A 25,994-nucleotide genomic window follows, 5' to 3' on the forward strand; every position below is an offset into this window, starting at 1 on the left:
GTCAGTCCTGCCGCCGCGATTCCACAACGGCAAGCACATCGGTGGCCAGCACTCCCCCGATCACCTTGCCGACGTCGTCGACGGCGACACCGACTGCCGATGGCGACGAGATCGCCGCGTCCAGAGCTTGGCTCAGGTTCCCGTCGAGGCGGAATGACGAACCGACCGCGGTCACGCTTTCGGACAAGGACGCGCCGCGCCGGTGCCGTTGCACACCGTCGGCGTCGATCCATCCCAACGGAGCGCCGTCGTGGTCGACGACGAGCGCCCAGCCGCCTTGAAGGAGCGCATCGCCGACCTCAGAAAGCTCGGACTGGCAGATCCGCGGAATGTCTCTCAGGGGCAGCCCGTCGGCCGGCAGGCGCTGCAGCCACCGATAGCCGCGGCCGAGGCCGACGAAACCGGACACGAAATCGTTGGCCGGACGCGACAACAGCCTCGCCGGTTCGTCGTATTGCTGCAGCGAACCGCCCGGCCCGAACACCGCTATCAAATCCGCCAGCCGGACCGCCTCATCGATGTCGTGTGTGACGAACACGATGGTCTTGTGCAATTCGTTTTGCAGGCGCAGTATTTCGCGCTGCAACTCCCTGCGCACCACCGGGTCGACTGCGGAGAACGGCTCGTCCATTAACAGGATCGGCGGGTCTGCGGCCAACGCCCGCGCCACCCCGACGCGCTGTTGCTCGCCGCCCGAGAGCTGGGCCGGGTAGCGGGTCGCCAGTTTGGTATCCAGGCCGACCTGTTCGAGGACCCGGTAGGCGGCCGTGCGCGCTGCCCGCCGGGACTGGCCTTTGAGTATCGGCACGGTGGCGACGTTGTCGATCACTCGTTGATGTGGCATCAGGCCAGCGTTTTGGATGACGTAACCGATACCGAGTCGCAGCTTGACCGGGTTGACGATGGATACGTCGGCGCCGTCGACCATCACTGTGCCGGAGGTCGGCTCGATCATCCGATTGATCATCCGCATCGATGTGGTCTTGCCGCAGCCGGACGGTCCGACGAAGACAGCCAGCTTGCCGCGCGGTACCTCGAGGGTCAGGTCGTCGACGGCCACGGTGCCGTCGCCGTACACCTTGGTGACCTTCTCGAAGCTGATCAAGTGGAACCCAATCCCGCTCTCATTGCCGCATCGGGTGGTCGAAACCGTTGTCGTGCACCCATTTCCGCGCGGCCTCGTCGGGGTCGACTCCAGAGTTACCCGACACCGAAGCGTTGAGGTCGGCCAGGCCGCGGGTGGTCAGCTTGGCCGACACCGCGTCCAGGACGTCTTTGAGATGATCGGATTTTTTCTGCGAATTGACAAGCGGCACAATGTTTCCCGCAAGGAAGTTGTGCTCCGGGTCCTCGAGTACCACCAGGTGGTTCTGCGGGATGGCCGGCGAGGTACTGAAGATGTTGGCGGCGGTGACGGTGCCGTCCACCAGTGCGCGCACGGTCACCGGGCCTCCGCCATCGCTGATCGCGACGAAGTTGGCGGGGCTGATATCAAGCCCGTACTTCTGGCGCAGCCCGGGCAGCCCAGCCGGTCGGGTCTGAAACGCCGACGGGGCGGCCAGCTTCACCTCCGCTGAATGCGGCGCCAGGTCGGCGATCGTTTTCAGGTTCCACATCGCGGCGGTCGCCGAAGTGACTGTCACCGTGTCGGTGTCTGAGGCGGGTGACGGCGTCAAAATCGACAAGTCGCCGGGTAACCGTTTGTACAACTCCAACTCGACGGCATCGAGCATGGTGACCATCGCATCCGGTTGAAAGTAGAGCAGCAGGTTACCGATGTACTCGGGCACCAAGTCGATGGAATGGTCCTTCAATGCCGGAATGTAGGTTTCGCGGCTGCCGATTCCCAACCGGCGTCCGACATCGAATCCGTTGGCTTGCAAGGCTTGTGCGTAGATCTCGGCGACGACTTTCGACTCCAGGAAGTCGGCAGAGCCGACGACGATCGATTTCGTGCTGCCAGGCATCGCCCCGAGGGGATTCGGGTTGCCGCAAGCCGCCAGGAGCCATGCCAGCACGACAAATACCGCCGTCGCGCCCCGCGCGCGCCGCCGCAGCATCGTCATATCAGCCGACACTAGCCGCAGAAACTGATGCGCTGGCGCTCTGAACTGAGGTGCGGCCAAGTTTGTCGCGCGTTCGGTTTCATTCCGTGCGGGAAAGGGCAAAGATGACACCATGAGCAGCGATCGCCCCGCATCGCCCGATCAGCCCCATCGAACCACGGCACCCGCCGGCCAAGTGCCCACAGCGCCGGCCACGCCGGAGTCGGTCAGGTTCACCCGCGCCGCTGCGCTGTGGACGGCGCTGATAGTCGGTTTCCTGATTCTGATCGTGCTGCTGATCTTCATCGCCCAGAACACCGCGTCTCCGCAGTTCGCCTTCCTCGGCTGGCGGTGGAGCATGCCACTCGGGGTAGCCATCCTGCTGGCGGCGGCCTGTGGCGGCTTGATCACGGTTCTCGCTGGCACCGCGCGGATCTATCAGCTTCGCCGGGCAGCCAAGCGCGACCTGATGACCCGCCGCTAGTGTCCTGAGTCATTAATTCGTTTGCAGTAGTTGGCAACGGATTCAAGGATTTGGTCGGCGGTCTTGGTCCAGACGTAGGGCTTGGGGTCGTCGTTCCAGTTCTCGATCCACGCGCGGATGTCGGCATTGAGTTGCCGCACCGAGGTGTGGGCACCGCGGCGCAGTTTCTTGGTGGTCAGTTCGGCGAACCAGCGCTCGACCAGGTTGAGCCACGATGAGCTGGTTGGGGTGAAGTGCAGCACAAAGCGCGGATGGTTGGTCAGCCAACGCTTCACCGCGGGCGTCTTGTGGGTGGATGCGTTGTCGAGCACGACGTGGCAGTCCAGATCGGCGGGCACCTCGGCGTCGATCTTCTTGAGGAACGCCAGGAACTCCTGGGAGCGGTGGCGGGCGTGCAGTGAGCCGATGATCTTGCCGGTGGCGAGGTCCAGGGCTGCATAAAGGCTCGAGGTGCCGTGACGGACGTAGTCGTGGTGGCGCGTGCCGGGGTGCCCGGCAGCATCGGGAAAACCGGTGCGGTGCGGTTGAGTGCCTGGATCTGGGTCTTCTCGTCCACACACAAGACCATCGCTCGTTCCGGCGGATCGAGGTACAGCCCGACGATGTCGCGGACCTTGGCGACGAATAGCGGGTCCTGGACAGCTTCCACGAATCCTGTTTGTGCGGAGCCAATCCGAAGGCCCGCCACACCCGAGAGACCATCGACTGCGACAGGCCCAGGTGCTCGGCCATCGATCGGGTCGACCAGTGCGTGGCATCAGCTGGACTGGACTCCAACGTCGCGGTGATCAGCACCTCGATTTGCTCGTCACCCACCACCCGGGGCCGGCCCGGTCGAGGTTCGTCGAGCAGTCCGTCGCACCGCTTCTCTGCGAACCGATTGCGCCACTTGCGGATCGTGTTCCGATCCATTCCAACCTGTCTGCAAGCTCGACATTGGATCCACCATCGGCGGCAGCCAGCACGATCCTGGCTCGAAGGGCCAACCCGGCGGCACTCTTGCGCCGCCGAACCCAGCTCTCCAACTCGGCGCGTTCATCCTTGGTCAACACGATCTGCGCGGCATGCGGTGACGGCATCACCCATACTAACAAGAACCCACGAATTAATGACTCAGGACACTAGCGGCCTGTTACCAGCGCCTGTTGCGGGGCAGCAGGTCCCACACGTGTTCGGTGCAGTTGACAGTCACCACGGTGGCCTGGCCGGAGCGCGAGAACAATAGCCGGGTCACCGATACATAGTCGATCGGAAATGACAGCAGCCGCTTGGTTCCCAGGATCTGGTGCAACACCACGTTGATCACCCCGCCATGGCTGAACACTGCCACGGTGTCTTCGTGATCCGCGGCGGTGACGACGTCGTCGACAGCGGCGCCGACCCGGGCTTGGAAAGCATCCTCATCGACCGAACTCGGTAGGTGCCCCTCGGCCATGCGAGCCCACTCTTGGGGGTTCTCGTCGCGGATCTGCTCGATCGGGATGTATACCGGCAGATCCCGGTCATATTCGGCGAAGCGGTCATCGATGTCGACGGCTAGATCGCGTGCCGCCGCGACCGGTTCTGCGGTCTGGATGGCACGCCGCTGCGGACTGCTCACCACCCGCGAAATCGGGTACCGGGCCAAGGCGTCGGGCAGGCGCGCCACTTGTGCCCGCCCCTCGTCGGACAGCTCCGGGTCGGATCCCTGGCCGGGTTCGCTGCGGAGTGGCAAGGCATGCCGGACCAGAAGCAGTTGCATCGTCTTCCTGTCGTGTGGTGAACCAAGCCATTAATTCACACGCCGTTGGCGTCGAGCGCGGCAGTCATAAGGTGCAATAGCCAGACGGTTGAGGAGGACGCATGACGCAGCCAGCAATGGATTGGGACGCCGCATACCGGCAAGACGTGCCGCCCCCGTGGAGCATCGGACAGCCGCCGCCCGAGCTGGCCGTTCTGATCGATCACGGCAAGGTACACGGCGACGTGCTCGACGCCGGCTGCGGTCACGCCGCACTTTCGCTCGCTTTGGCGGCGCGGGGCTACACCGTTGTGGGCCTGGACTCATCGCCCACCGCAATTGAGGCAGCCCGCCGGGAGGCCGAGAAGCGTGGACTGACGAACGCCACTTTCGACGTTGCCGACATCGCCTCTTTCACTGGCTATGACAGCCGCTTCGCCACGGTCTTCCACAGCGGATGCCTGCATTCGCTCCCACCCGACAAACGCCAGGCCTACCTGCAATCGACCTTTCGGGCCGCTACTCCGGGAGCAGCGCTGTACACCTTGGCTTTCGGTGCCGGCGCATTCGGCGACCAGGACACCGGGGACCGCCCCGGGCCCGCACGGCGTCACCGAAACCGAGCTGCGCGAAACCGTTTCGGCGCTCTGGGAGGTCGACGACATTCGCGCCGCAAACATCTATGCCAACGACACCGAGGTGAACTTTCCTCGGGACCAGTTCCCGAACGTCCAACGCGATGACGAGGGCCACGTGCTGCTCCCAGGCTTTCTCCTCAGCGCCCACAAACCCGAGCGCTGACGTTGCCATGGGCTGCGCGCGAATCCAGCGCGGTTGAGCTCAAGGCCTCAATCGCGTTGGTGCGCAGTGGTCTTAGCTCTCGGCAAGCGTGCTGTGCAGCGCCTTCTTGGCCTCGGTGAGCGCGGCTAACACCTTGGCTCTGGCTTCGGCGAGCTTCGCTTTCTGCTCGTCGGTGCCAGACCAGGTGATCGTCCGCGCCAACCCGGCGACTTCGCGAAGTTCCTTGCGGATCTTGAACACGTCGCCGAACTGGGCGGCGCGGGCCAGGAAAGCATGTGCTGTTTCGCTGCTGATGCCCCGCCACGCCAACAGGTTTTTGCCGAGTTCGGTAAGCGTGGCGACGCCGTTGTCGACGGTCACCAAGCCGCGACCCGCGAGCAGTCCGATGGCCAGCTCCACGACCTCCTGGGGCGGGCTGAACGCGCCATCGGTTGCCTCGGAGGTACGCTGCACGATCTGCGCGGCGTCCGCCGGGCCGTCAAGCAGCAGTGCTAGCGTGCCAAACGCTGCCCGCTTGAGGCCGAAGCGCGGCCCACCAAAGCCGCGACCAAAACCGGGTCCGCCAAAACCAAAGCCGGGGCCACCCCAGGGCGGCCCACCAAAGCCGGGCCCGCCAAATCCAAAGCCCGGCCCGCCAAATCCGGGCGCGCCGGAAAATCCGCCGTAAACCATATCTGTCTTCCTTCGGTGTGATGCCGGTTCACCACCGGCATAGCCATAACGCCCTCGGGCCGCGGCCAAGTCAGCCCAGGTGTGCCGATAACAGCCAGGCCGCAACGGATTTGCGACCGTTGGGTGCGTCCTCGATTTTCATGCGCGGTGCACCTGGTAGCTCCGTGTGGCCTTCGGGAAAATTGGCATAGATGCGGGCCGGTTTGATCTCGTCGACTACCCAGTACTTCGAGACCACCTGTCGCAGTTCGTCTTCGGTGACCGCAAACGGTGGTCCTTCCGGGATCGCGGCCTTGTCGAAGACCAGCACGAAGTAGGAGGCCCCCGGTTCGGCGGCACGGACAATCGACTGCTGGTATCCCTCGCGTGCCTCGACCGGGATGGAATGGAACAAGGTGCTATCGACGATGGTGCCGAACCGCCCGTCATATCCGTTGAACGAACTGATGTCGGCCACCTCGAAGCTGGCGTTGGTCAGGCCGCGCTTCTCCGCCTCACGGCGGGCCAGCTCGATGGCGGTCGGTGACGAGTCCAGCCCGACCGTGGTGTAGCCGCGTTCGGCGAGATGAAGCGAAATGGCGGCTTCCCCGCAGCCGACGTCGAGCACGTCGCCGTGAAACTTGCCGGCCTCGATCAACGCGGCAAGCTCCGGCTGGGGTTCCCCGATGCTCCATGGCGGGCGCACTCCCTGCCCCAGGCGCTCGGATTCCCCGCGGTAAACGTCGTCGAATTCAAAATCTACTGGTTGAGTCATGCCAACCTATCTATCAACCTGCTTGATCTATGTCAACATGTTTGACATGGACGAGTACGAGGATCAGCCGTTGGGCTATCTGCTCTACCGCGTGATGACGGTGCTGCGGCCCCAGGTGATGGCGGCGCTGGGGCCAGTCGGGATCGGCTTACCGGAATTCGTGTGCCTGCGAGTTCTGTCCATGTTCCCGGGCCAATCCAACGCCGAGCTGGCCCGGGCCACGAATGTGTCGCCGCAAGCGATGAACCTGGTGCTGCGCGGACTTCAGGACATCGGCGCGGTGACACGGCCAGATACGGTGTCGTCCGGCCGCGCGCTGCCGGCCCGGCTCACCAGCAAGGGCCGAGCGCTGCTGAAGCGCGCCGAAGCGGCCGTGCACGTTGCCGACGAGCGACTCCTGGCCCACCTCACGGTCGCCGAGCGCCGGGAATTCAAGCGGCTACTGCACGCAGTGGGTTCGCAACCGGCCGATGGCGCCGCCCCTTCGTCGCCCTGCTCGAGTTAGCGATCGTCGCCGCACTTTCGGTCAATACGCGGAGAATGCTATTCTCCGCAGCGAGAGCGAGGTGTGCGCATGGCGGTGGCGGGCGGACCCCAACTGGACCCGGGGGTGTTGGGTCGCTGGCTGGACGCCCACCACGCGCCCGGGGACGGAGAGGAGCCCGTCCTGGAGCCGCTGACCGGCGGTTCCCAGAACACGCTCTACCTGATTCAGCGCGGCGGCGAACGCATGGTGTTGCGGATGCCCGGACCCCGGGCCGACGCGGCCCGCATCGACGGCCTGCTGCGCGAGATCCGACTGGTGCGGGCGCTGTCCGGCACCGATGTGCCACATGCCGAGCTGATCGCCGCCAACGACGCCGGCGATCTGCTCGGCATGCCTTTCTATGTCATGCGGGCGATCGACGGGTGGAGCCCGATGGACGGCGGTTGGCCCCCGCCGTTCGATACCGACCTAGAAGCCCGCCGAGGACTGGCGTTCGAACTCGTCGGCGGCGCAGCCAAGTTGGGCCGGGTGGACTGGCGCGCCCGAGGTCTGGAGGGCTTCGGCCGCCCGGACGGGTTCCACGAGCGGCAGGTCGATCGCTGGCTGGCATTCCTGGATGCGTATAAAGTCCGCGAGCTGCCGGGCCTCGACGAAGCCGCCGACTGGCTGCGCCGCAACCGGCCCGCGCACTACACCCCGGGCATCATGCACGGCGACTATCAGTTCGCCAACGTGATGTTCGCGCACAGGCCGCCGGCCAAGCTGGCCGCGATCGTCGATTGGGAGATGACCACGGTCGGCGACCCGCTGCTGGACCTGGCTTGGTGTCTGCTGGGCTATGACGGCGAACACCCGCGGACCGACGGCTTTTACCTCGACCTGACCGGCATGCCCACCCGCAGCGAATTGCTCGAGCACTACGAGAAGATCAGCGGGCTTTCCACCGAGAACATCGACTATTACCTGATTCTGGCGAACTGGAAGCTGGGCATCGTGCTGGAGAAGACCTACGCTGCCGGAGTGCGGACCGGCAAGGTGGACTCGAAGATCACCGAGGCGTTCGGGCCCATGATCCTGCAACTGATCGCGACGGCTGCCGAGCTGGCCCGGTCGCTGCCGACGAGGGCGTGAAATGGGTTACGCCGAGCAGCTTTTCGACCTCACCGATCGCGTGGTGTTGATCACCGGCGGCAGTCGGGGGCTGGGCCGGGAAATGGCGTTCGGGGTCGCCCGCTGCGGCGCCGACGTGGTGATTGCCAGCCGCAAGATGGATAACTGTGTGGCCACTGCCAAGGAAATCGAGGCCGAGACGGGGCGTCCCGCGATGCCCTATGGCGTGCATGTGGGTCGATGGAATGAGCTCGACGGCTTGGTCGATGCGACGTATGAACGGTTCGGCAAGGTCGACGTATTGATCAACAACGCCGGCATGTCGCCGATTTACGACAAGCTCACAGATGTCACCGAGAAGCTGTTCGACGCGGTGGTCAACCTCAACCTCAAGGGCCCGTTTCGATTGTCGGCTTTGGTTGGTGAGCGCATGGTCGCGGCCGGCCGCGGGTCGATCATCAACGTCAGCACTGCGGGCTCGCTTCGCCCGACACCGGACATCATCCCGTACGCGGCGGCCAAGGCCGGTCTCAACGCGATGACCGAGGCGCTGGCCAAGGCGTTCGGACCGGCGGTGCGGGTCAACACGCTGATGGCCGGACCGTTTCTGACCGATGTCAGCAAGGCCTGGAATCTGGAGCAGGCGACGCAGAAGCCGTTTGCTCACCTATCGCTGCAACGGGCCGGTGACCCGGCTGAAATCGTGGGCGCTGCTTTGTTTTTGGCGTCGGACGCATCAAGCTTCACCACCGGCTCGATTCTGCGGGCCGACGGCGGGATCCCCTAGCGGCGATCGCAACCGTGTCGGCTCCCATGAAACTAAGGAGGGTTCAACATGGCCTGGGATTTCTCCACTGAACCGGAATTCGAGAAGAAGCTCGACTGGATCCGCGAGTTCGTCCGCGAAGAAGTGGAGCCCCTCGAGGTGCTGTTCCCCGGCTGCGAATTCCTGCCACTGGGCGACGAGCGCCGCAAAATCGTCGACCCGCTCAAACAGCAAGTCCGCGACCAAGGGCTCTGGGCACCGCACCTCGGTCCGGAACTCGGCGGTCAAGGCTTCGGCGCGGTCAAGCTGGCGCTGATCAACGAGATCCTGGGCCGCAGCCCCTGGGCGCCAATCGTGTTCGGAACACAAGCACCCGACACTGGCAACGCCGAGATCCTGGCCCGCTTCGGCACCCAAGCGCAGAAGGACCGCTACCTGGCCGGGCTGCTGTCCGGGGAGATCTTCTCCTGCTTCTCGATGACGGAGCCGCAAGGCGGCGCCGATCCGCGGGTTTTCACCACGCGTGCCGCGCGCGACGGAGATGACTGGGTGATCACAGGGCGAAAGTACTTCTCCTCCAACGCCTCTGTGGCCTCGTTCTTCATCGTCGTCGCGATCACGGACCCCGATGTGCCGGTCCATCGCGGGGCGTCGACCTTCTTGGTTCCGGCAGGGACACCGGGCCTGGTCGTCGAAGCCACCCACCATTTGGCCGGTGCCCATCCGCACGAGCCCGGTCATTCGCTGGTGCGCTACGACGGGGTGCGGGTGTCGGCGGACGCGCTGCTCGGCGAGCCCGGCCAGGGTTTCTTGATCCTGCAGAGCCGGCTGGCCGGCGGCCGGCTGCATCACGCGATGCGCTCCATCGGCGTCGCCCAGCGCGCCATCGACATGATGGCCCGCCGCGCGAAAAGCCGCTTCACCCAAGGCAGCTCGTTGGCCGACAAGCAGCTGGTGCAGGCATTCATCGCCGACTCCTACGCCGAGCTGATACCGTTCCGGCTCACCGTGCTGCACGCCGCGTGGCTGATCGACACCGCCGGCGAGCACGCCGCCCGCACCGAGATCGCGGTCTGCAAGATCTTGGCGTCGCAAGTGCTCAAATCGATCGGGTTGCGCGCCATCCAGGTACACGGCGCACTGGGGCTGACCGATCAGCTGCCCTTGACCAACGTGCTTCTTGGCGGCGTGGCGCTCGGTCTGGCCGACGGCCCCACCGAGGCGCACAAGGTCAACCTCGCCCGGATGCTGCTGAAGAACTACGAGGCAGAGGATCCCGAATGGCCCAGCGAATTGCTGGACAAGCGCGTGGAAGCGGCCCGGGCGAAGTATGGCGGCCTCGTCGATCGCGTTCCGGCGCTGCCTGATTCGTGATGAACAGCCGAGTCGCTGCCGCGGTGGAACGGGCGCTCGACGACCGTCAGCGCGAGGCCACCGAGGAAGTCGAGCGCATCCTGGCCGCCGCCGTGCGGGTGATGGAACGCGTCGCACCTGAGCCGCCGCGCGTCAGCGACATCGTCGCCGAAGCCGGATCGTCGAACAAAGCGTTCTACCGATACTTCGCCGGCAAGGACGATCTCATCCTGGCGGTCATGGAGCGCGGGGTGGCGATCGTCGTCTCATATCTTGCGCACCAGATGGCCAAAGAGTCCAAGCCGCAAGACAAGATCGCGCGCTGGATCGAGGGCACGCTCGCGCAGGTCGCCGACCCGCATCTGATCAGCATGAGCCGCGCAGCAGCGGGACAGATGTCGGCCAGCGTGGATGTCGACCAGATCATGCGACCGCTGCGTGACCTGCTGACCGAACCGGTCTCCGCGCTGGGGGGTTCCGAGCGGGACGCCGACGCGGTATTTCTCTGCACCGCCGCAGCGATGCGACGATATGTGGGCTCGGCCGACCGCCCCAGCCGCGATGACATCCGGCATTTGGTGCGATTCTGTCTGCGCGGCTTGGGCGTAACCTGATGCGGGCTGTTGTCTGCCGTCGATACGGGCCGCCCGAGGATCTCGTCCTCGAAGAGGTTCCTGACCCGACGCCCGCTGCGGGCGAGCTGGTCGTCCGGGTCCGCGCCGCGGCCGTGAACTTCCCGGATGTGCTGCTGATCGACGGCAAATACCAAATCCAGATTCCCGTGCCGTTCACTCCAGGCAGTGAACTGGCCGGTGAGGTGGCAGCGGTCGGCGACGGTGACGGCTTCGCTCCGGGCGACCGGGTGAGTGGTACCGCGTTCGTGGGCGCGTTCGCCGAGCAGGCGCTGCTTCGCGCCGAGTCGGTGTCGGCGATACCGGAGGGCGTCGACTTTGCCGCGGCGGCTGCGTTCGGTGTCACCTATCGCACCGCTTACCACGCGCTGCGCTCGATTGGTCAAGTGGCCGAAGGTGATTGGGTGGTCGTGCTCGGCGCCGCCGGCGGGGTGGGGTTGGCGGCCGTCGATTTGGCGGTCGCGATGAAGGCTCGGGTGCTGGCGGCGGCGTCCAGTCCGGAAAAACTCGAGGTGTGCCGGCAGCGCGGCGCCGAGGCGATTGTCGACTACGAGCGCGACGATCTGCGAGCGCGGATCCGTGAGCTCACCGGTGGCGGTGCCCGGGTGGTGATCGATCCGGTCGGTGGACGGTATTCCGAGCCCGCGCTGCGGGGTCTGGGTCGTGGCGGGGTGTTCGTCACCCTGGGATATGCGGCGGGCGAGATTCCCGCTATCCGGTTGAACCTTGTTCTGCTTAAAGGCATCACGATCAGCGGTATGGAGATCCGCACCTTCCATGAAGACCACCCGGCCGAAGCCGCCCGCGACATGGGCGAGCTACATCAGATGTTCGCCGACGGCCGGATCCGGCCCTACATCGGCGCGCGCTTCTCTTTAGCCGAGACCGCCGCAGCGTTACGGTATGTGGCCGACCGCAAGGCGATCGGCAAAGTGGTCATCGACGTCGATTGAGCACCTGGAGACGTGATTTCGTTGTGAGACTTCGGATATGATGACGGCGGCGCCCCGCGGACGCCGCCGTCATCGTGACCGATTCTGCTACGGGCAGGTCACGTCCACCTCGAAGGGCTTGCTCACCATCCCCGCCATCGGATCGGACGGGTTCATGCCGGTCGCCGTCCCGCTGAACTTGTAGCCGCTGCCGTCCTTGGTGGCTGAAGCGCTGGCCCCGGGGCTGCCCTGCTGATACGCGAGCTGAACGCCGTTGACTTTGCCGAGCGAGATCTGGTGAATGGCAGGCGGATCCGCGTCGGTGGCTTGCACCGCGACATTATTGGGAGAACCGGGCTGACCGATCCCGATTTGCAGCTGGCCGCCAGCCTTCTGACAGGTGACCGGACCGTTGACGTTCTGGTCTTGGCCATCGACCACTACCTTGGCATGCCCAGAAGTGCTGACCTTCTGGCCGCCGCCGCTGGCACAACCAGCAACGGCTGCGACGATCATCGCCGCGCCCCCAGAACCCCGACCCAACGATTCACCACTGTCTCCTTTTTGTCGTGGCCAGCCAATTGCGGCGGGCCGCCGCAAGCAGTATGGGGTTCAGATGACCAGCGGTGTTGGTAATAATCAAAATTAACGCAAGGCTCCGCCGATGAACTGCCTGCCAAAATCGATATTCGCGGTACCACTTATTGTTTCGCGTGTCACGCGCCCTTCACATCGACCGATTTTCTAGCGGTGGTTATTGAAAGGCAGCCGAACGGTGAATTCGGTGTGGCCCGGCCTGCTCTGTACCGAGATCGTCCCATCGTGGGCTTTGACCACAGCCGAGACGATCGCGAGCCCCAAGCCGGTGCTGCCGCCCTTGCGGGAGCGTGATGTGTCGCCGCGGGCAAATCGCTCGAAGACTTCCGACTGCAACCGTTCCGGAATTCCGGGACCGTTGTCGATCACCTTGAGCACAGTGTGTTCCGGCTCGGTGGTGAGCCGCGTCGTTACCACGGTTCCCGGGCCGGTGTGGATGCGGGCGTTGGCAAGCAGATTGGTCACTACTTGGTGCAGCCGTGCCGCGTCGCCGAGGACCACCACCGGCTCGGGAGGCAGGTCGAGTTCCCACTGGTGATCCGGTCCGGCGACATGGGCGTCGCTCACCGCATCGACCGCCACCCGCGACAGGTCTACTGGTTTACGTTCCAGGGGCCGACCGGAATCCAGCCGCGCAAGCAGCAACAGGTCCTCGACGAGGCGGGTCATCCGTTCGGTCTCTGATTCCACGCGGCTCATCGCGTGGGCCACCGCGTCGGTGTCAGTGCGCATGCGTTGCGCCAACTCGGTGTAGCCGCGGATCGCGGTCAGCGGGGTGCGTAGCTCGTGGCTGGCGTCGGCGACGAATTGGCGCACACGGGTCTCGCTGGCCTGGCGGGTCGACAACGCGGTCGCGATGTGGTCGAGCATCCGGTTGACCGCCAACCCCAGCTGGCCAACTTCGGTGTAGGGGTTGGCGTCCGGTTCCGGAACGCGGACCGGCAGTGCCACCTCGCCGCGGTCCAACGGCAAGTCGACGACTTCCCCGGCCGTTTGCGCCACCCGTCGTAGCGGCGCCAACGCTCGCCGGATGATCACGATTCCCGCCGTCGTCGCGGCGGCTAATGCGATCACCGTGACGACACCGAAGATCATCAGCATCCGGATCAACGTGGAGTCGACAATGGACATCGGCAAGCCGGTGACGATGACGTCGTTACCGTGCCGCGCCGGAGCAGCCACCAACCGGTAATGGCCGAGCCCGTCCAGCTCGCTGGTCACCGGGCTGCGGTCCTTGGCGATCGCCGCCAACTGGTCCTTGGCGGTATCGCTCACGGCCGCCCGGGATCCCGAGCTGGTCAGGTAACCGGCATTGACTGGCGAGCCGTTGCCGACGACAGCGGCGACCATGCCGACGGGCTGGCCGGGGGCATCCAGAAACCGCGGGCCTGGCCCCGGCATCGGTACCCGCGGATGCCGCCACGGCACCGGCGGTGGCGGCGGCTCGCCATAGGTCGTAGCCGAGCGGTGCGACGCACCCTGCAGTTGCTGGTCGAGTTGCCCGACGAGGTAGCGGTACAACGCCAGCTCGGTCACCGCGCCGATTCCGACACACACCAGGGCCAGCACGACGATCTGACCGACCAACAGCCGTAGGCGCAGCGACCAGATACGTCGGGTGCTAGCGGGCCGGCTTGAGGACATAGCCGGCGCCGCGCAGTGTGTGGATCATGGGCTCGCGCCCGTTGTCGATTTTTTTGCGCAGGTAGGAAATGTAGAGCTCGACGATGTTGGAGCGGCCGCCGAAGTCGTAACTCCATACCCGGTCCAGGATTTGTGCCTTGCTCAGCACCCGCTTGGCGTTACGCATCATGAACCGCAACAGCTCGAACTCGGTGGACGTCAGCGCAATCGGCTCGCCGCCGCGGGTGACTTCGTGGCTGTCCTCGTCGAGTACCAAGTCGCCCACCACGATCTGGGCACCGCTGTCCACCCTCGTGACCCCGGTACGGCGCAACAACGCACGTAGCCGCAGCACGACTTCTTCGATGCTGAACGGTTTCGTGACATAGTCGTCGCCGCCGGCGGTCAGCCCGGCAATGCGGTCCTCCACCGCATCTTTCGCCGTCAACAGCAGTACCGGCAGCTGCGGATTCTGTTCGCGCAGTTTGCGCAGCACCTCCAGACCGCTCATGTCCGGCAGCATCACATCGAGGACTACGACGTCGGGCCGATGGCTGCGCGCGACCGTGATCGCTGACGAGCCATCACCGGCGGTGGTGACGTCCCACCCCTCGTACCGAAGTGCCATCGACACCATCTCGGCAAGAACGGCTTCATCGTCGACCACCAGGACACTGATCGGATTACCGTCTGCACGCCGCATCACGACGCGCTCAGCCGACGTGTTGGATTGCGTCACAGCTTTCCACTCTCCGGACAGGAATGAGCCGATGCTGTGCCAATCCTATGGGTTAGCTGTGAGAACAGCCCTGCGACGCGGCCGCGCGCCGCGGCGCTGCTAGTACCAGTAACGTCTGCCCGCCACCGGCCGCCCGACGGCGCCCATGATCCAGAAGATGGCGCCGATGACCAGCAAGATGATGCCGATCGTCGTCAATATAGGGATGCCGAAGACAATTCCAAGGATCAGCAGGATCACTCCGAGAACAATCATGACGACTCCATTTCAGTGAAGTGTTCGATGTCGACTGGCTGCATCGAACTGGACTCTGCCGAAGGACAAGTGACCTTCGCGTTCACACCGGTGTAGTTCCAGGGAAAAACCAGTGCCGTTACGGCGACGCATCCGAGTCATGTGAGGCATCTGGGCCGCCATTTCTGTCGGGTCAATACCAGTAGCGTCTGCCGGCCACCGGACGTCCCACCGCCCCTAGCACCCAGAACACCGCTCCGATCACCAGCAAGACGATGCCCAGCACGAACAACCAGTGAACAGTTTTGAAAACCACTCCGAGAATGATCAAAATGATCCCGAGGGCAATCACGACGACTCCATTCCCATCACGTGTGAGATGTCGATTCCGCGCATCGAACTCGGCTGCGGCAAATTACAGTTGACCTTCGGATTCACGCCGGCGTAGTTCAACGGTCCAGCAAGCACGGTGAGCGCCACGTTTCCCGCGGTAGCGCAGCTTGTGTCACCGCCCTTGAAGTAATCGCGTTGCCACGCTGCGAGCACCCCGATCAACAGCCACACCAGCACAACCGCGCCGACAATTCCGCCGTACCGCATGATGACCTCCGCAGTCTTCAGCCGAATCTGTCAAACCAGCGTACCCGCGCAGCAAACGTCCAAACATTACAATCTGAGCTCAGAAAGCTCGCTGTCAGCAAGGTCCCACGGTTATGCGGCGACGTGCCAGGCGCTTGTAACGAGCTCACGACACCACCCGCGCTGCTGACTTCGGCACACGAGTAGCAACACCGAATACGGCATCAGCATTGAAAAATGCTGCGCCAGTTAACGAATCTATCGGCGGTACTCGGTGACCGCTCAGCCAGTTAGTCGGCCAGCCGCCGGGCGGAAACGAAAACCGTTGGCGGCAAGAATTCCTCGTCAGGAATAGCGCGACCATAGCGGGCCAGCATCTCCGTCATGGTCACTGAAGACGCATCCCAGCCGTGACGGCTCAGCCAGTCGGCGACATCGGTACGTTCCTCGGCGTACCACAGCTCATCGACGTCCGGTATCTCGGTGTCCGCCAGCCGCGCGGCCTCCGCCCGCATGCGTTGGGTTCGCTGCCGCTGGCGTGCCAGGCGCTCAGGGTTGAGGAAGTCGCCACCGGGCGCGTTGGCTGCCAGCCAACTGCCAGCGGGACTTAGCGAGTGCACGCGCTCGATCAACAAATCCTGGGCCGACGCCGGCAGGTAACGCAGCAGACCCTCGGCCAACCACGCGCTCGGCTGCGATTCGTCAAATCCAGCCTGACGCAGACGCGTTGGCCAATCCTGGCGCAGATCGACGGGCACGCTCACATGCCGAGCGGCCGGCGAAGCGCCGTGCCGCTGCAGCGTCGTCGACTTGAATTCCAGCACTTTCGGCTGATCCAACTCATACACGGTCACCCCGTCCGGCCAACGCAGTCGCCATGCGCGCGCATCGAGCCCGGCTGCGAGAATCACCATCTGCCGAACTCCGGCCTGCGCGGCATTGAGAAAGAACTCGTCGAAAAACGCTGTGCGCACAGCCATGAAGTCGGTCATCGCCTGGACCCAGGCCCGCACATCCGGTTCCGCGTCGGCCGGAAGCGTCGAGTACAGGCTCCAAATGCCTTGCCCGGCGGCGTCGACAAACAGGCGCGCGAATGGATCTTCGATCAGCGGGTGGTCGCTCTCGCTCTCTGCTGCCCGCGCCGCGGCGACGCCCAAGGCCGTCGCTCCCACGCTTTCGGTGATGTCCCACGAGTCGTTGTCGGTTCGCGGCATCGCGATGCCCTCCTATCTGCCAACAGCTCCGGACTTTACCCTTGCGTCCTGAACTCCGGCTGAACCGTCGCTGCGGGAATGGTCTATGTCTGATGTGCTGCGAGCCATTCGGCCGCGCGCCGTTTCGACGCCCGTGACAGCCACGCGTCCTGGATGAGTTCGGCCAGTTCGGTTCGGCTGATTTCGGCTAACCGGCTGGCCCGCACGAGGACCGACGGGTGACCGTCGAATCGATCGGTGGTGAAGAACGGTGCATCGGGATCCTGCACCAGTGCCAGTTTGTCGCTCTCGGATTCCACCCACAGCATGATCACGTCGGAATAGCGCTCGCCGGTGTCGGGATCGGCCGCGTCGGGTTGCGGGGTGCGGAAGAACACGAACGACTTGCCGCCAACCTGGTAGATCGTGTTGCCGTTTGGCCCTTCGATTCGCCGGGTATGCGGCATCGCCGCAGCGATCTCGTGAACGTCGCTGACTCGTGCCGGGCGCCGCGCCATGGGCTCAGGACTGCTGGAGGAGCTCAGCCATCGCTGGGATGACGGTTTGCAGCGCCTTGAGCGGTCGCAGCATCACCTTGAACGACACGATCTGCTGCTCGTCGTTCCAGTGGATCATGTCGATGCCGTTGACGTAGATGCCGTCGATGGTGGCCTCGAAATCGAGAATCGCCGACTGCTCGTTGTACCACTGCTCAACGTAGTGAAAGTCACTGCCGCCGAACAGCTTTGCGGCCGCTTTGAGGTAGTTCGCCGTTTTGTCGCGGCCTTCTTGCGGCGTGAACACCGCCGGTGAGAAAAACACTGCGTTGTCGGCGAGCAGCGTGTCGAGTTCGTCGGTGCGGCTGTTCTCGATCATGTCGATCCAACGTTGGATCACAGGTGGTGTCATACCGCGATCCTTGCAGACTGCGCGAGCGGGGTACCTGGCTGGACTTGCCGCGTTCGCGCTGGCGTAGCTTCTGCGGCGTGGACCTTGGTGCGGTAGCGGAATGGATGTCGAAGCAGGGCCTAGGCGAGGGCCCGCTGCAGGACGTCACCGAGCTCAGCGGCGGAACGCAGAACATCATGCTGCGGTTTCGCCAATCGGGGCGGGAGTTCGTGCTGCGGCGCGGCCCCCAGCACCTGCGCCCACGCAGCAACACGGTGATCCTGCGTGAGACCCGGGTGCTGGCCGCGCTCGCCGACACCGACGTACCGCATCCACACCTGATCGCCACCTGCGACGACACCTCAGTTCTTGGTGACGCGGTGTTCTACCTGATGGAGCCGGTCGACGGGTTCAACGCCGGCCAAGAGCTGCCGCAGCTGCACGCCAGTGATGCGAGTGTGCGCTACCAGATGGGCCTGTCGATGGCCGACGCGCTGGCCAAGCTCGGCACCGTCGACCATGTTGCGGTCGGGCTGGCCGACTTCGGCAAGCCGGAGGGCTTCCTCGAACGTCAAGTGCCGCGCTGGCTTTCGGAACTGGAGACGTATCGCGAATTCGAGAACTATCCCGGACCGGAGCTTCCCGGCGTCGACCACGTCGCCAAATGGCTCGAAAAGCACCGGCCGTCGTCGTGGTCCCCGGGCATTTTGCACGGTGATTACCACGCTGCCAACGTGATGTTCTCGCGCACCGGGCCTGAGGTGGTCGCCATCGTCGACTGGGAAATGTCCACGATCGGCGACCCGCTGCTGGATCTGGGGTGGCTGCTGGCCACTTGGCGCCAGTCCGACGGGTCGAGCGTATTCAGCCATACGCTCACCGAGAAGGGCGGGCTCGCCAGCACCGACGACCTGCTGGAGCGCTACGCCGCCAACACCACCCGCGACCTGTCGCACATCGCCTGGTACACCGTGTTGGCCTGCTTCAAGCTCGGCATCGTCATCGAGGGCACACTGGCTCGCGCATACGCGGGCAAAGCCCCGAAAGAGGTCGGTGACCAACTGCACGCAGCTGCGGTGTGGTTGTTCGAACGCGCGCTGATCTTGATGGACGGACAGGGCTGATTTCAGCAGTCATGACACCGAAGCAGACGATCCAGGAGTTCATTGCGGCGTTCGTCGCGGCGTGGCCGGAAAGGGATGCCGCTCGGGTTGCGTCTTTCTTCAGCGACGACGCCGTCTATCACAACATCCCGATGGAGCCGGTTCAGGGCCTGCAGGCTATCGAAGCCGCCGTGGCGAGCTTCATGACCATGGGTGGGCAGGCGCGGGTGGACGTTGGTCACATCGTCGCCGATGGTGCGATCGTGATGGTCGAGCGGGTCGATTACTTCGTCGCTGACCAGCGAACGATCGTCTTGCCGGTCGTCGGCGTTTTCGAGGTGCACAACGGAAAGATCCCGGCATGGCGTGACTACTTCGATTCGGCTGGGCTGGCCGCTGTGCGTGAGGATCGCAAGGACAACTGATCGAACCTGGTGCCCCGGTCTAGGACTGAGCGCGCCCGAAGGGATTCGAACCCCCAACCTTCTGATCCGTAGTCAGATGCTCTATCCGTTGAGCTACGGGCGCCTGTGTTCAGTTATCTCGGTGGCTGAATGGTCAGCCCGCGGCGGAGGCGAGAGGATTTGAACCTCCGGTCCCCGTTTAAGAGGACAACTCATTAGCAGTGAGTCCCATTCGGCCGCTCTGGCACGCCTCCTTGGACTTCCTGAGGGTACCTGAAAGCCGCCCGACCACAATGCCGGCCGTCCCCCGGCGCGCAGCGCTCATCGGTTAGCTCCCGAGCCGCCCCGGCATACCGTGCGCAGCCTCGACATATGCTGTCGAAGTGACCGCCCGCCTACGCCCGGACCTGGCGGGCCTCCCAGCATATGTGCCCGGCAAAACAGTGCCCGGCGCTATCAAGCTGGCCAGCAACGAGACGGTGTTCGGGCCACTGCCCAGCGTGCGGGCGGCCATCGAAAAAGCCACCGACGTCGCCAACCGCTATCCGGACACTGGCTGCACGGAGCTCAAATCAGCGCTGGCCAGGCATCTCAATTCCCACAGCGACGCCGCCGGCTGGGCTCCCGAGCACATCGCTGTGGGCTGCGGTTCAGTGAGCCTGTGCCAGCAGTTGATCCAGATCACCGCGTCGCCTGGTGACGAGGTGGTGTATGGCTGGCGCAGCTTCGAGATCTACCCGTTGCAGGTCCGCGTCGCGGGCGCCACGTCGATCCAGGTGCCGCTGTCCGACCACGCCTTTGACCTGCATGCCATGCTCGCCGCGGTCACCGAGCGCACCCGCCTGGTCTTCGTGTGCAACCCCAACAATCCGACGTCGACCGTCGTCGATCCCGATGCGTTGGTCCGCTTTATCGAGGCGATGCCCTCTCATGTATTGATCGCTATCGACGAGGCCTACGTCGAGTATGTCCGCAACGGCATGCTGCCCGACAGCCTTGGGTTGGTCCGTTCGTATGGCAATGTCGTTGTACTGCGCACGTTTTCGAAGGCCTACGGGTTGGCCGGCTTGCGGATCGGCTATGCGGTTGGCCAGCCTGAGGTGATCGCCGCGCTGGACAAGGTGTACGTGCCGTTCACCGTGACCAACGTCTCACAGGCGGCGGCGATCGCTTCGCTTGAAGCCGCCGACGAGCTGCTGGCCCGCACCGATGCCGTGGTCGCCGAGCGTGCCCGAGTCACTAGCGGATTGCGTGATGCCGGGTTCACGTTGCCGCCCTCGCAAGCCAACTTCGTCTGGTTGCCGCTGGGTGCGCGCACAGCCGACTTCGTCGAGCAGGCTGCCGATGCACGGATCGTGGTCCGCCCGTACGGCAGCGACGGTGTCCGGGTCACGATCGGTGCACCGGAGGAAAACGACGCGCTGCTGCGGTTCGCGCAGAGCTGGATCCACAGGAGGAAGCAATGAGTGACGCGTTGACTCGCAAGAAGTTCACCGAATTCAAAGAGCGGGGCGGCCGCATTCCCGACGCCGAGCTCGACGACTATTGGTCCAGCCTGGCGCCGGCCACCATCGCGGACATGATCGGCGAGTGGAAGGGCGGCGAGTTCGGCACCGGACACCGCATGAACGGGCGCCTGGAGAAGGCCCGCTGGTTCGGCAAGACCTTCACCTCAGCTTCCGACGTGCAGCCGCTGGTGTGCCTGGACGACGAGGGCAAGAAGTTCTCCAACGTCGAGATGGGCAAGGGCGAGGCCAGCCTGTGGATGGAGGAGTTCCGCGGCGAGGTCACCGCGACGATGGTCTACGACGGCCAACCCGTCCACGACCACTTCAAGAAGATCGACGACCAGGCGGTCATGGGCATCATGAACGGCAAAGGTGTGCTGGATAACGGCCGCTATTACTACTTCTACCTGGAGCGGGTCTAAGGGTCCGCTGACCGCGTCGACTCTGCGGTGACCGCATCGACTCTGCGGTGGTGGCGCGCATTCGGCCGAAATCACGCCACCAGCGCAGAATCGTCGAGCGGGCCAAGGCGTTACTGGGCAGGTTGGCGGCCGGTGAACGCGATCAGCCGGTCCAGCGGGCTGGCATCCGCGGGCACATCGACCGGCTGATCGAAGCCCACCTTTGACCTGCCCTGCGGCGTGATGATCTTTTGCGCCAGCTCAAGCACGTATTCGGCCAGCGAATCCGCGACGTCGACGTCGTATCCGGTGGCCCTGGCGTAGTCCGACGCGTGCACCAGCAATTCGATCGCCAGCACGCCGGCGAACACTTTTGCTGGAGTTTCGTTGTCGCCCAGTTTCAGGGTGCCCTGCAGGCCGTGGCGATGCCACGCATCCAGCGCCGGCCGGGCCGCGGCGACCACCTGGCGTTCCACCGAGTCGTCGGCTTGCCGTGGCGGAAACTCCGCGCCCACCACGCCTCCGATAGTCGTAATGGAGTTCAGCAGGTGATCGGTCAACTTCGCCACGTCGAACTCTGAGCACGGCGTCGGGCGCGACAGGTCGTCGCTGGATATCCGATGCAAGACCCGTTGCAGCACGCCCAGCGCTTCTTCAGCGCTGTCGAGTTCGTCAGTCGGTGGGGAATCAGGTCCGGGTCGCAGATCAGACGGCATGCCCGTAACGCTACGGTCTGGGTATGGGCGACTCGTGCGAATCCGTCACCATCGAAACCAAGGACCAGGTCGCGCAGGTGACGCTGATCGGGCCGGGCAAGGGCAATGCGATGGGACCCGCGTTCTGGTCGGAGCTGCCGGAGGTGTTTGCCGCGCTGGACGCCGACCGCGACGTGCGGGCGATCGTCATGACCGGGTCTGGCCGCAATTTCAGTTACGGCCTCGATGTGCCGGCGATGGGCGGGACCTTCACTTCGCTGCTGGCCGACGGTGCGCTGGCCGGCCCGCGCGCCGACTTTCACGCCGAGATCCAGCGAATGCAGAACGCGATCAACGCGGTCGCCGACTGCCGGACCCCCACGATCGCCTCGGTGCACGGCTGGTGCATTGGCGGCGGCGTCGACCTAATATCCGCGGTGGATATCCGCTACGCCAGCGCCGACGCGAAATTCTCGGTGCGCGAGGTGAAGCTGGCCATCGTCGCCGACGTGGGGAGTCTCGCCCGGCTGCCGCTGATCTTGAACGACGGACACCTGCGGGAGCTCGCGCTGACCGGTAAAGACATCGACGCGGCCCGCGCCCAGAAAATCGGTCTGGTCAACGACGTGTACGACGACGCCGACGCCTGCCTGGCCGCCGCACACGCCACCGCCGCTGAGATCGCTGCCAATCCGCCGCTGGCCGTCCGCGGGATCAAGGATGTCCTTGACCAGCAACGGTTTTCGCGGGTATCGGAAAGCCTGCGCTATGTCGCGGCGTGGAACGCGGCCTTCCTGCCGTCCAAAGATCTGACCGAGGGCATCTCGGCGACGTTCGAGAAGCGGCCGCCGCAGTTCACCGGCGAATAGCGCGATTCGCCGCAGCGCCGGCCGGGAACACTGCGGCTATGTCTACCTATCGAGTGATCAACCCGCAGGGCGAGGTCGTCGCCACCAAGGACATCGCCAGCGCCGAGGACGCCCACGCCTGGCTCGTCGACACCGTGGGCGACAAGGAGGAGCTGGGCTGGCGGATGGAAGTCAACATCGACGGCGACTGGCGGTTCTTCGACCAGACCGACGGCGACCGTCCGTAGCCGGGGCGCAGCCAGCGGCGCCAGCTGCACACGTACCCTGACGGACGTGACCGACCCAGGCCTGCTCGAAGGCAGGATCCGCGTCCCGGCCGACCTCGACGCCGTCACGGCCGTCGGCGAAGAAGACCACTCCGAGATCGACTCCGCCGCTGTCGACCGGATCTGGCAGGCAGTACGCCATTGGTATCAGGCGGGCATGCACCCGGCGATCCAGCTCTGCCTGCGCCACAACGGGAAAGTCGTGCTCAACCGCGCCATCGGGCACGGCTGGGGCAATGCGCCGACCGATCCGCCCGACGCCCAGAAGGTGCCGGTCACGACCGAAACACCGTTCTGCGCTTATTCGGCGGCCAAGGCGATCACCAGCACCGTCGTCCACATGCTCGTCGAACGAGGTTGCTTCTCCCTCGACGACCGGGTCTGCCAGTACCTGCCCAGCTACACCAGTCACGGCAAAGACCGCACCACGATCCGGCATGTGATGACCCACAGCGCCGGTGTCCCGTTCGCGCCCAAGCGCCGACCCGACGTCACCCGTGTCGATGACAGTGAATACGCGCGCGAACAGCTGGGCGAGCTGCGCCCGCTGTACCGGCCGGGGCTGGTCCATCTCTACCACGGCCTGACGTGGGGCCCGTTGATGCGGGAAATCGTCTCCGCGGCCGCCGGAAAGAACATCCGCGAGATCCTGGCTGCCGAGATCCTCGATCCGCTCGGCTTCCGCTGGACGAATTACGGTGTTGCGCCGCAAGATGTTTCACTGGTCGCGCCGAGCCACGCCACTGGTAAGCCGCTGCCGGCGCCGATCGCTGCGGCATTCCGCAAGGCGATCGGCGGAACAGTGCACCAGATCATCCCGTACACGAACAGACCAGAATTCCTCACCTGTGTACTGCCGTCGTCCAACACCGTGTCGACGGCCGACGAACTGTCTCGGTTCGCTGAAATGCTGCGCCGCGGTGGGGAACTCGACGGCGTGCGGATCATGCAGCCGGAAACACTTCATGCTGCGGTGAAGGAATGCCGGCGGTTGCGACCCGACATCGCAACCGGAGGCAAGCCGCTGCGCTGGGGCACCGGGTACATGCTGGGCTCGAGGCGGTTCGGTCCGTTCGGGCGCGACGCTCCGGCCGCGTTCGGTCATACCGGGCTGGTGAACATCGCGGTGTGGACGGACCCGGAGCGCAAGCTTGCGGCCGGTCTTATCAGCAGCGGCAAACCGGGCAGAGACCCCGAAGCCAAACGCTACATCGCTGTTTTGGACCGCATCACAGCAGAAATTCCGCGTTCAACGGGCTAGCGGTTTGTCCGCTGGCCGTGGGGGCAACCCAGATTGGCATGGATTCCCAACGCTTCCGTGAACTCTTGGAGATGGCCGGACCGTTCGCATCGGTCTACTTCGAGGACTCGCATGACACCCAGGACGCCGCCACCCAGCTCGAGCTGAGATGGCGCGGGCTGCGGGAGGAACTCGTCGATCAGGGCGTCGATGAATCGGTCGTTGCGGACATGGAGCGCGCCGTCATGGACCTGCGGCCACCGATCGGCCGTAGCGGTCGCGGGGTCATCGCCGGCGCCGACGGGGTCGTGCTCAACGAGCATCTGCTGCGCCCACCCGCTACGCAGATCGTGCGGGTATCGGAGCTGCCCTACCTCGTCCCAGTCGTCGAGCACGGCTTCGAGTACCCCAACTACATTCTGGTGGCGGTCGACCACACCGGCGCCGACCTCACCATCCACGTCGACGGCCGGCTGCGCTCCGAAACCGTCGACGGCGCAGGCTATCCCGTGCACAAGGCCGCCGGCGCCGAAACCGCGGGATACGGCGACCCGCAGCTGCGTACCGACGAAGCCGCGCGCAAGAATGTGCGCGCCGTCGCCGACCGCGTCGCGGAATTGGTCGACGGCACCGGGGCCGAAGCGGTTTTCGTGGTCGGCGAGGTGCGCTCTCGTTCGGACCTACTGGCGGCCCTGCCGGAACGGATCGCCGACCGGGCGGTAGCGCTAGAAGTCGGTGCGCGGCACAGCGGTCACGACTTCGACGAAGTGCAGCACGCTATCGAGGCTGAGCTGCTCAAACGCCGACTTGCGGTGATCGACGATGCAGCGCAACGTTTTTCGGCTGAAATCGGGCGGGCATCCGGCCTGGCTGCCGAAGGGCTCGGCCCTGTCTGTTCGGCGCTGCGCCAAGGTGCGGTGGACACCTTGATCATCGGCGACATCGGGGACGCCACAGTGGTCGCCGACGAGAAGCTCACTACCCTAGCGCCGAACGCGGAAGTGCTCTCCGAGCAGGGCGAGGCGCCGGCCAAGACGCTACGGGCCGACGAGGCACTGCCGATGTTCGCGATACGGATCGGAGCATCGCTGATACGCACCGACGAGCGCATCGCCCCAGCTGACGGTATCGGCGCGGTGCTGCGCTATGCGCCGACGCTGCACTGATCCCTCCGACGCGTCGCGAAACAGACGCCAGGGTCGTGAATCCGGACCTAACCGCAACCGCTACTTCTGTCGCGCGACACAGCGGTGGCGACACAGCGGTGGCGGAGGGATTTGAACCCCCGGACGGTTTTAGCCGTCTCTCGCTTTCAAGGCGAGTGCATTAGGCCGCTCTGCCACGCCACCGTCGACAAGCGTAACGGTGCGTCAGACCCGCGCGATCCTCGCCGACTGGCTCGGGAGCTTCAGCCCCGCGCTGATCCGTCGGCAGTTTTCCCCGATCGCGGCCATCTGGGCCCGCGACAATTGTCCGAGGAAATAGCTCCGCACACCCTGGGCGTAGGTGGCCATGGCCTCCTGCGCCACGGTGCGGCCCTCTTCGGTGATCGTGGCCACCACGCCTCGCCGGTCATTGGGGCAATTGCCACGACGCACCAGCCCCTGTGCTTCCAGGCGACGGATCTGTCGGGTCAGCCGGCTGGGCAGCGACGGCAACGCTTCGGCCAGATCACCCATCCGGGCCGAGCCGCCGTCGGCGTTGTCAAGGATGTCGAGCACCCGCACGTCCGAGAGCGACAGCTGATGTGCCTCGGTCAACCGGCGGTTCAGCGTCACGTACACCCGCACAGCGCAGTCGAGGAAGTTCTGCCACGATTTCTGCTCAGCGATATCAAGCCCCGGCATGTCACCGGGGGTTCGGCCGCCGATCAGGCTGCGGCTCGCCATCCCGTAATGC

The 25,994-nt window shown here is 64.9% G+C and carries 32 protein-coding genes, 3 tRNA genes and 2 pseudogenes; 16 read left to right on the forward strand and 21 right to left on the reverse strand.

The features are described from left to right. Position 1: 1 nt before the first annotated feature. Together G6N15_RS07340 and G6N15_RS07345 are read right to left on the reverse strand one after the other, a co-directional pair. Positions 2 to 1,105 (reverse strand): ABC transporter ATP-binding protein, encoded by a 1,104-nt coding sequence (locus G6N15_RS07340; RefSeq protein ID WP_083088960.1) that lies wholly within the window; start codon positions 1,103 to 1,105, stop codon positions 2 to 4. A 19-nt stretch (positions 1,106 to 1,124) separates the two neighbouring features. Beyond that, positions 1,125 to 2,066, reverse strand: coding sequence for an ABC transporter substrate-binding protein (locus tag G6N15_RS07345; protein ID WP_083088961.1), 942 nt, complete (start codon positions 2,064 to 2,066; stop codon positions 1,125 to 1,127). A 112-nt stretch (positions 2,067 to 2,178) separates the two neighbouring features. On the opposite strand from G6N15_RS07345, the gene G6N15_RS07350 reads away from it, so the two are divergent. Continuing rightward, positions 2,179 to 2,529: a LapA family protein gene (locus G6N15_RS07350; protein WP_083088962.1), complete on the forward strand. Its 351-nt coding sequence runs from the start codon at positions 2,179 to 2,181 to the stop codon at positions 2,527 to 2,529. Here G6N15_RS07350 and G6N15_RS23920 read toward each other — a convergent pair. The 3 genes and pseudogenes from G6N15_RS23920 to G6N15_RS07360 form a co-directional block, all read right to left on the reverse strand. Further along, positions 2,526 to 3,089: an IS630 family transposase gene (locus tag G6N15_RS23920; protein WP_456299207.1), complete on the reverse strand. Its 564-nt coding sequence runs from the start codon at positions 3,087 to 3,089 to the stop codon at positions 2,526 to 2,528. The genes G6N15_RS07350 and G6N15_RS23920 overlap by 4 nt on opposite strands. Before the next feature lie 184 nt (positions 3,090 to 3,273). Continuing rightward, positions 3,274 to 3,441: pseudogene (locus tag G6N15_RS23925) on the reverse strand (helix-turn-helix domain-containing protein); the annotation flags it as partial. A gap of 220 nt (positions 3,442 to 3,661) precedes the next feature. Beyond that, on the reverse strand, positions 3,662 to 4,270 hold the full coding sequence (locus G6N15_RS07360) for a histidine phosphatase family protein (RefSeq protein WP_083088503.1): 609 nt from the start codon (positions 4,268 to 4,270) through the stop codon (positions 3,662 to 3,664). Between the two features lie 101 nt (positions 4,271 to 4,371). Here G6N15_RS07360 and G6N15_RS07365 point away from each other — a divergent pair. Next, positions 4,372 to 5,050 (forward strand): annotated as a pseudogene (locus G6N15_RS07365) (class I SAM-dependent methyltransferase). A 72-nt stretch (positions 5,051 to 5,122) separates the two neighbouring features. On the opposite strand, the gene G6N15_RS07370 reads toward G6N15_RS07365, so the two are convergent. Together G6N15_RS07370 and G6N15_RS07375 are read right to left on the reverse strand one after the other, a co-directional pair. Next, a complete protein-coding gene (locus tag G6N15_RS07370; protein ID WP_083088502.1) occupies positions 5,123 to 5,722 on the reverse strand; it encodes a hypothetical protein in 600 nt (199 codons plus the stop codon). Positions 5,723 to 5,792: 70 nt separating this feature from the next. Continuing rightward, complete coding sequence (locus G6N15_RS07375; RefSeq protein ID WP_083088501.1) at positions 5,793 to 6,476, reverse strand: class I SAM-dependent methyltransferase; 684 nt, start codon at positions 6,474 to 6,476, stop codon at positions 5,793 to 5,795. Between the two features lie 37 nt (positions 6,477 to 6,513). Here G6N15_RS07375 and G6N15_RS07380 point away from each other — a divergent pair, with 37 nt between their 5' ends. The 6 genes from G6N15_RS07380 to G6N15_RS07405 all read left to right on the forward strand — a co-directional run bounded on the left by G6N15_RS07380 (position 6,514) and on the right by G6N15_RS07405 (position 11,777). Next, on the forward strand, positions 6,514 to 6,981 hold the full coding sequence (locus G6N15_RS07380) for a MarR family winged helix-turn-helix transcriptional regulator (RefSeq protein WP_083088509.1): 468 nt from the start codon (positions 6,514 to 6,516) through the stop codon (positions 6,979 to 6,981). A 69-nt stretch (positions 6,982 to 7,050) separates the two neighbouring features. After that, positions 7,051 to 8,094 (forward strand): phosphotransferase family protein, encoded by a 1,044-nt coding sequence (locus G6N15_RS07385; RefSeq protein WP_083088500.1) that lies wholly within the window; start codon positions 7,051 to 7,053, stop codon positions 8,092 to 8,094. A 1-nt stretch (position 8,095) separates the two neighbouring features. Beyond that, positions 8,096 to 8,860, forward strand: coding sequence for an SDR family NAD(P)-dependent oxidoreductase (locus tag G6N15_RS07390; RefSeq protein WP_083088499.1), 765 nt, complete (start codon positions 8,096 to 8,098; stop codon positions 8,858 to 8,860). Positions 8,861 to 8,908: 48 nt separating this feature from the next. Continuing rightward, a complete protein-coding gene (locus G6N15_RS07395) occupies positions 8,909 to 10,213 on the forward strand; it encodes an acyl-CoA dehydrogenase family protein (RefSeq protein ID WP_083088498.1) in 1,305 nt (434 codons plus the stop codon). Further along, entirely contained in the window at positions 10,213 to 10,806 is a 594-nt protein-coding gene (locus tag G6N15_RS07400; protein WP_083088497.1) for a TetR/AcrR family transcriptional regulator, read from the forward strand. The genes G6N15_RS07395 and G6N15_RS07400 overlap by 1 nt, the downstream gene beginning before the upstream one ends. Further along, positions 10,806 to 11,777 (forward strand): NADPH:quinone oxidoreductase family protein, encoded by a 972-nt coding sequence (locus G6N15_RS07405; RefSeq protein WP_083088496.1) that lies wholly within the window; start codon positions 10,806 to 10,808, stop codon positions 11,775 to 11,777. The genes G6N15_RS07400 and G6N15_RS07405 overlap by 1 nt, the downstream gene beginning before the upstream one ends. An 87-nt stretch (positions 11,778 to 11,864) precedes the next feature. On the opposite strand, the gene G6N15_RS07410 is transcribed toward G6N15_RS07405, so the two are convergent. From G6N15_RS07410 to G6N15_RS07445, 9 genes are all read right to left on the reverse strand, one after another. Further along, a complete protein-coding gene (locus G6N15_RS07410) occupies positions 11,865 to 12,272 on the reverse strand; it encodes a lipoprotein LpqH (protein WP_083088495.1) in 408 nt (135 codons plus the stop codon). A 228-nt stretch (positions 12,273 to 12,500) separates the two neighbouring features. Continuing rightward, positions 12,501 to 13,997 (reverse strand): sensor histidine kinase, encoded by a 1,497-nt coding sequence (locus G6N15_RS07415; RefSeq protein ID WP_083088494.1) that lies wholly within the window; start codon positions 13,995 to 13,997, stop codon positions 12,501 to 12,503. Then, the gene (locus G6N15_RS07420) at positions 13,975 to 14,679 is read right to left on the reverse strand and encodes a response regulator transcription factor (protein ID WP_083088508.1); all 705 of its coding nucleotides are present in this window, start codon (positions 14,677 to 14,679) and stop codon (positions 13,975 to 13,977) included. Before G6N15_RS07420 ends, G6N15_RS07415 begins: the two co-directional genes overlap by 23 nt. Positions 14,680 to 14,814: 135 nt before the next feature. Then, complete coding sequence (locus tag G6N15_RS07425) at positions 14,815 to 14,970, reverse strand: DUF6131 family protein (protein WP_139797886.1); 156 nt, start codon at positions 14,968 to 14,970, stop codon at positions 14,815 to 14,817. A gap of 172 nt (positions 14,971 to 15,142) precedes the next feature. Beyond that, complete coding sequence (locus G6N15_RS22695) at positions 15,143 to 15,301, reverse strand: DUF6131 family protein (RefSeq protein WP_169922526.1); 159 nt, start codon at positions 15,299 to 15,301, stop codon at positions 15,143 to 15,145. Next, entirely contained in the window at positions 15,298 to 15,549 is a 252-nt protein-coding gene (locus G6N15_RS07430; protein ID WP_083088493.1) for a hypothetical protein, read from the reverse strand. The genes G6N15_RS22695 and G6N15_RS07430 overlap by 4 nt, the downstream gene beginning before the upstream one ends. 269 nt (positions 15,550 to 15,818) lie before the next feature. Then, entirely contained in the window at positions 15,819 to 16,742 is a 924-nt protein-coding gene (locus tag G6N15_RS07435) for a class I SAM-dependent methyltransferase (protein ID WP_083088492.1), read from the reverse strand. 83 nt (positions 16,743 to 16,825) lie between these two features. Continuing rightward, on the reverse strand, positions 16,826 to 17,239 hold the full coding sequence (locus tag G6N15_RS07440) for an MmcQ/YjbR family DNA-binding protein (protein ID WP_083088491.1): 414 nt from the start codon (positions 17,237 to 17,239) through the stop codon (positions 16,826 to 16,828). A 4-nt stretch (positions 17,240 to 17,243) separates the two neighbouring features. After that, positions 17,244 to 17,630 (reverse strand): nuclear transport factor 2 family protein, encoded by a 387-nt coding sequence (locus tag G6N15_RS07445; protein WP_083088490.1) that lies wholly within the window; start codon positions 17,628 to 17,630, stop codon positions 17,244 to 17,246. Between the two features lie 104 nt (positions 17,631 to 17,734). Between G6N15_RS07445 and G6N15_RS07450 the strand changes: the two genes are divergently transcribed. Further along, positions 17,735 to 18,733, forward strand: coding sequence for a phosphotransferase family protein (locus G6N15_RS07450; protein ID WP_083088489.1), 999 nt, complete (start codon positions 17,735 to 17,737; stop codon positions 18,731 to 18,733). 11 nt (positions 18,734 to 18,744) lie between these two features. Continuing rightward, positions 18,745 to 19,137: an SgcJ/EcaC family oxidoreductase gene (locus G6N15_RS07455; protein WP_083088488.1), complete on the forward strand. Its 393-nt coding sequence runs from the start codon at positions 18,745 to 18,747 to the stop codon at positions 19,135 to 19,137. A gap of 30 nt (positions 19,138 to 19,167) precedes the next feature. Here the strand turns inward: G6N15_RS07455 and G6N15_RS07460 are convergent. Both G6N15_RS07460 and G6N15_RS07465 read right to left on the reverse strand, forming a co-directional pair. Further along, a tRNA-Arg gene (locus tag G6N15_RS07460) sits at positions 19,168 to 19,240 on the reverse strand. Between the two features lie 41 nt (positions 19,241 to 19,281). Next, positions 19,282 to 19,370 (reverse strand) — tRNA-Ser (locus tag G6N15_RS07465). 129 nt (positions 19,371 to 19,499) lie between these two features. On the opposite strand from G6N15_RS07465, the gene hisC reads away from it, so the two are divergent. Beyond that, positions 19,500 to 20,582, forward strand: a complete 1,083-nt coding sequence (hisC, locus tag G6N15_RS07470; RefSeq protein WP_083088487.1) for a histidinol-phosphate transaminase — start codon at positions 19,500 to 19,502, stop codon at positions 20,580 to 20,582. Continuing rightward, positions 20,579 to 21,046, forward strand: a complete 468-nt coding sequence (locus G6N15_RS07475) for a DUF4334 domain-containing protein (RefSeq protein WP_083088486.1) — start codon at positions 20,579 to 20,581, stop codon at positions 21,044 to 21,046. Before hisC ends, G6N15_RS07475 begins: the two co-directional genes overlap by 4 nt. Positions 21,047 to 21,156: 110 nt before the next feature. Here G6N15_RS07475 and G6N15_RS07480 read toward each other — a convergent pair whose 3' ends face one another. After that, entirely contained in the window at positions 21,157 to 21,741 is a 585-nt protein-coding gene (locus G6N15_RS07480; protein WP_083088485.1) for a TIGR03086 family metal-binding protein, read from the reverse strand. 23 nt (positions 21,742 to 21,764) lie between these two features. On the opposite strand from G6N15_RS07480, the gene G6N15_RS07485 reads away from it, so the two are divergent. The 4 genes from G6N15_RS07485 (at position 21,765) to G6N15_RS07500 (ending at position 25,261) form a co-directional block, all read left to right on the forward strand. Further along, entirely contained in the window at positions 21,765 to 22,589 is an 825-nt protein-coding gene (locus G6N15_RS07485) for a crotonase/enoyl-CoA hydratase family protein (RefSeq protein ID WP_083088484.1), read from the forward strand. 38 nt (positions 22,590 to 22,627) lie between these two features. Continuing rightward, complete coding sequence (locus tag G6N15_RS07490; RefSeq protein WP_083088483.1) at positions 22,628 to 22,816, forward strand: hypothetical protein; 189 nt, start codon at positions 22,628 to 22,630, stop codon at positions 22,814 to 22,816. Between the two features lie 61 nt (positions 22,817 to 22,877). Beyond that, positions 22,878 to 24,116 carry a lipase LipE gene (gene lipE, locus G6N15_RS07495; RefSeq protein WP_139797887.1) on the forward strand — a complete coding sequence of 413 codons (1,239 nt, stop codon included), beginning with the start codon at positions 22,878 to 22,880 and terminating at the stop codon, positions 24,114 to 24,116. A gap of 38 nt (positions 24,117 to 24,154) precedes the next feature. Continuing rightward, the gene (locus G6N15_RS07500; protein ID WP_083088481.1) at positions 24,155 to 25,261 is read left to right on the forward strand and encodes an Rv2629 family ribosome hibernation factor; all 1,107 of its coding nucleotides are present in this window, start codon (positions 24,155 to 24,157) and stop codon (positions 25,259 to 25,261) included. 96 nt (positions 25,262 to 25,357) lie between these two features. Here G6N15_RS07500 and G6N15_RS07505 read toward each other — a convergent pair. Next, positions 25,358 to 25,444: transfer RNA gene (locus G6N15_RS07505), tRNA-Ser, on the reverse strand. A 21-nt stretch (positions 25,445 to 25,465) separates the two neighbouring features. After that, a complete protein-coding gene (locus G6N15_RS07510) occupies positions 25,466 to 25,984 on the reverse strand; it encodes a MarR family winged helix-turn-helix transcriptional regulator (protein WP_232070367.1) in 519 nt (172 codons plus the stop codon). Positions 25,985 to 25,994 lie beyond the last annotated feature (10 nt).

Origin of the sequence: Mycobacterium noviomagense (assembly GCF_010731635.1) — a bacterium.
GTDB classification, from domain to species: domain Bacteria; phylum Actinomycetota; class Actinomycetes; order Mycobacteriales; family Mycobacteriaceae; genus Mycobacterium; species Mycobacterium noviomagense.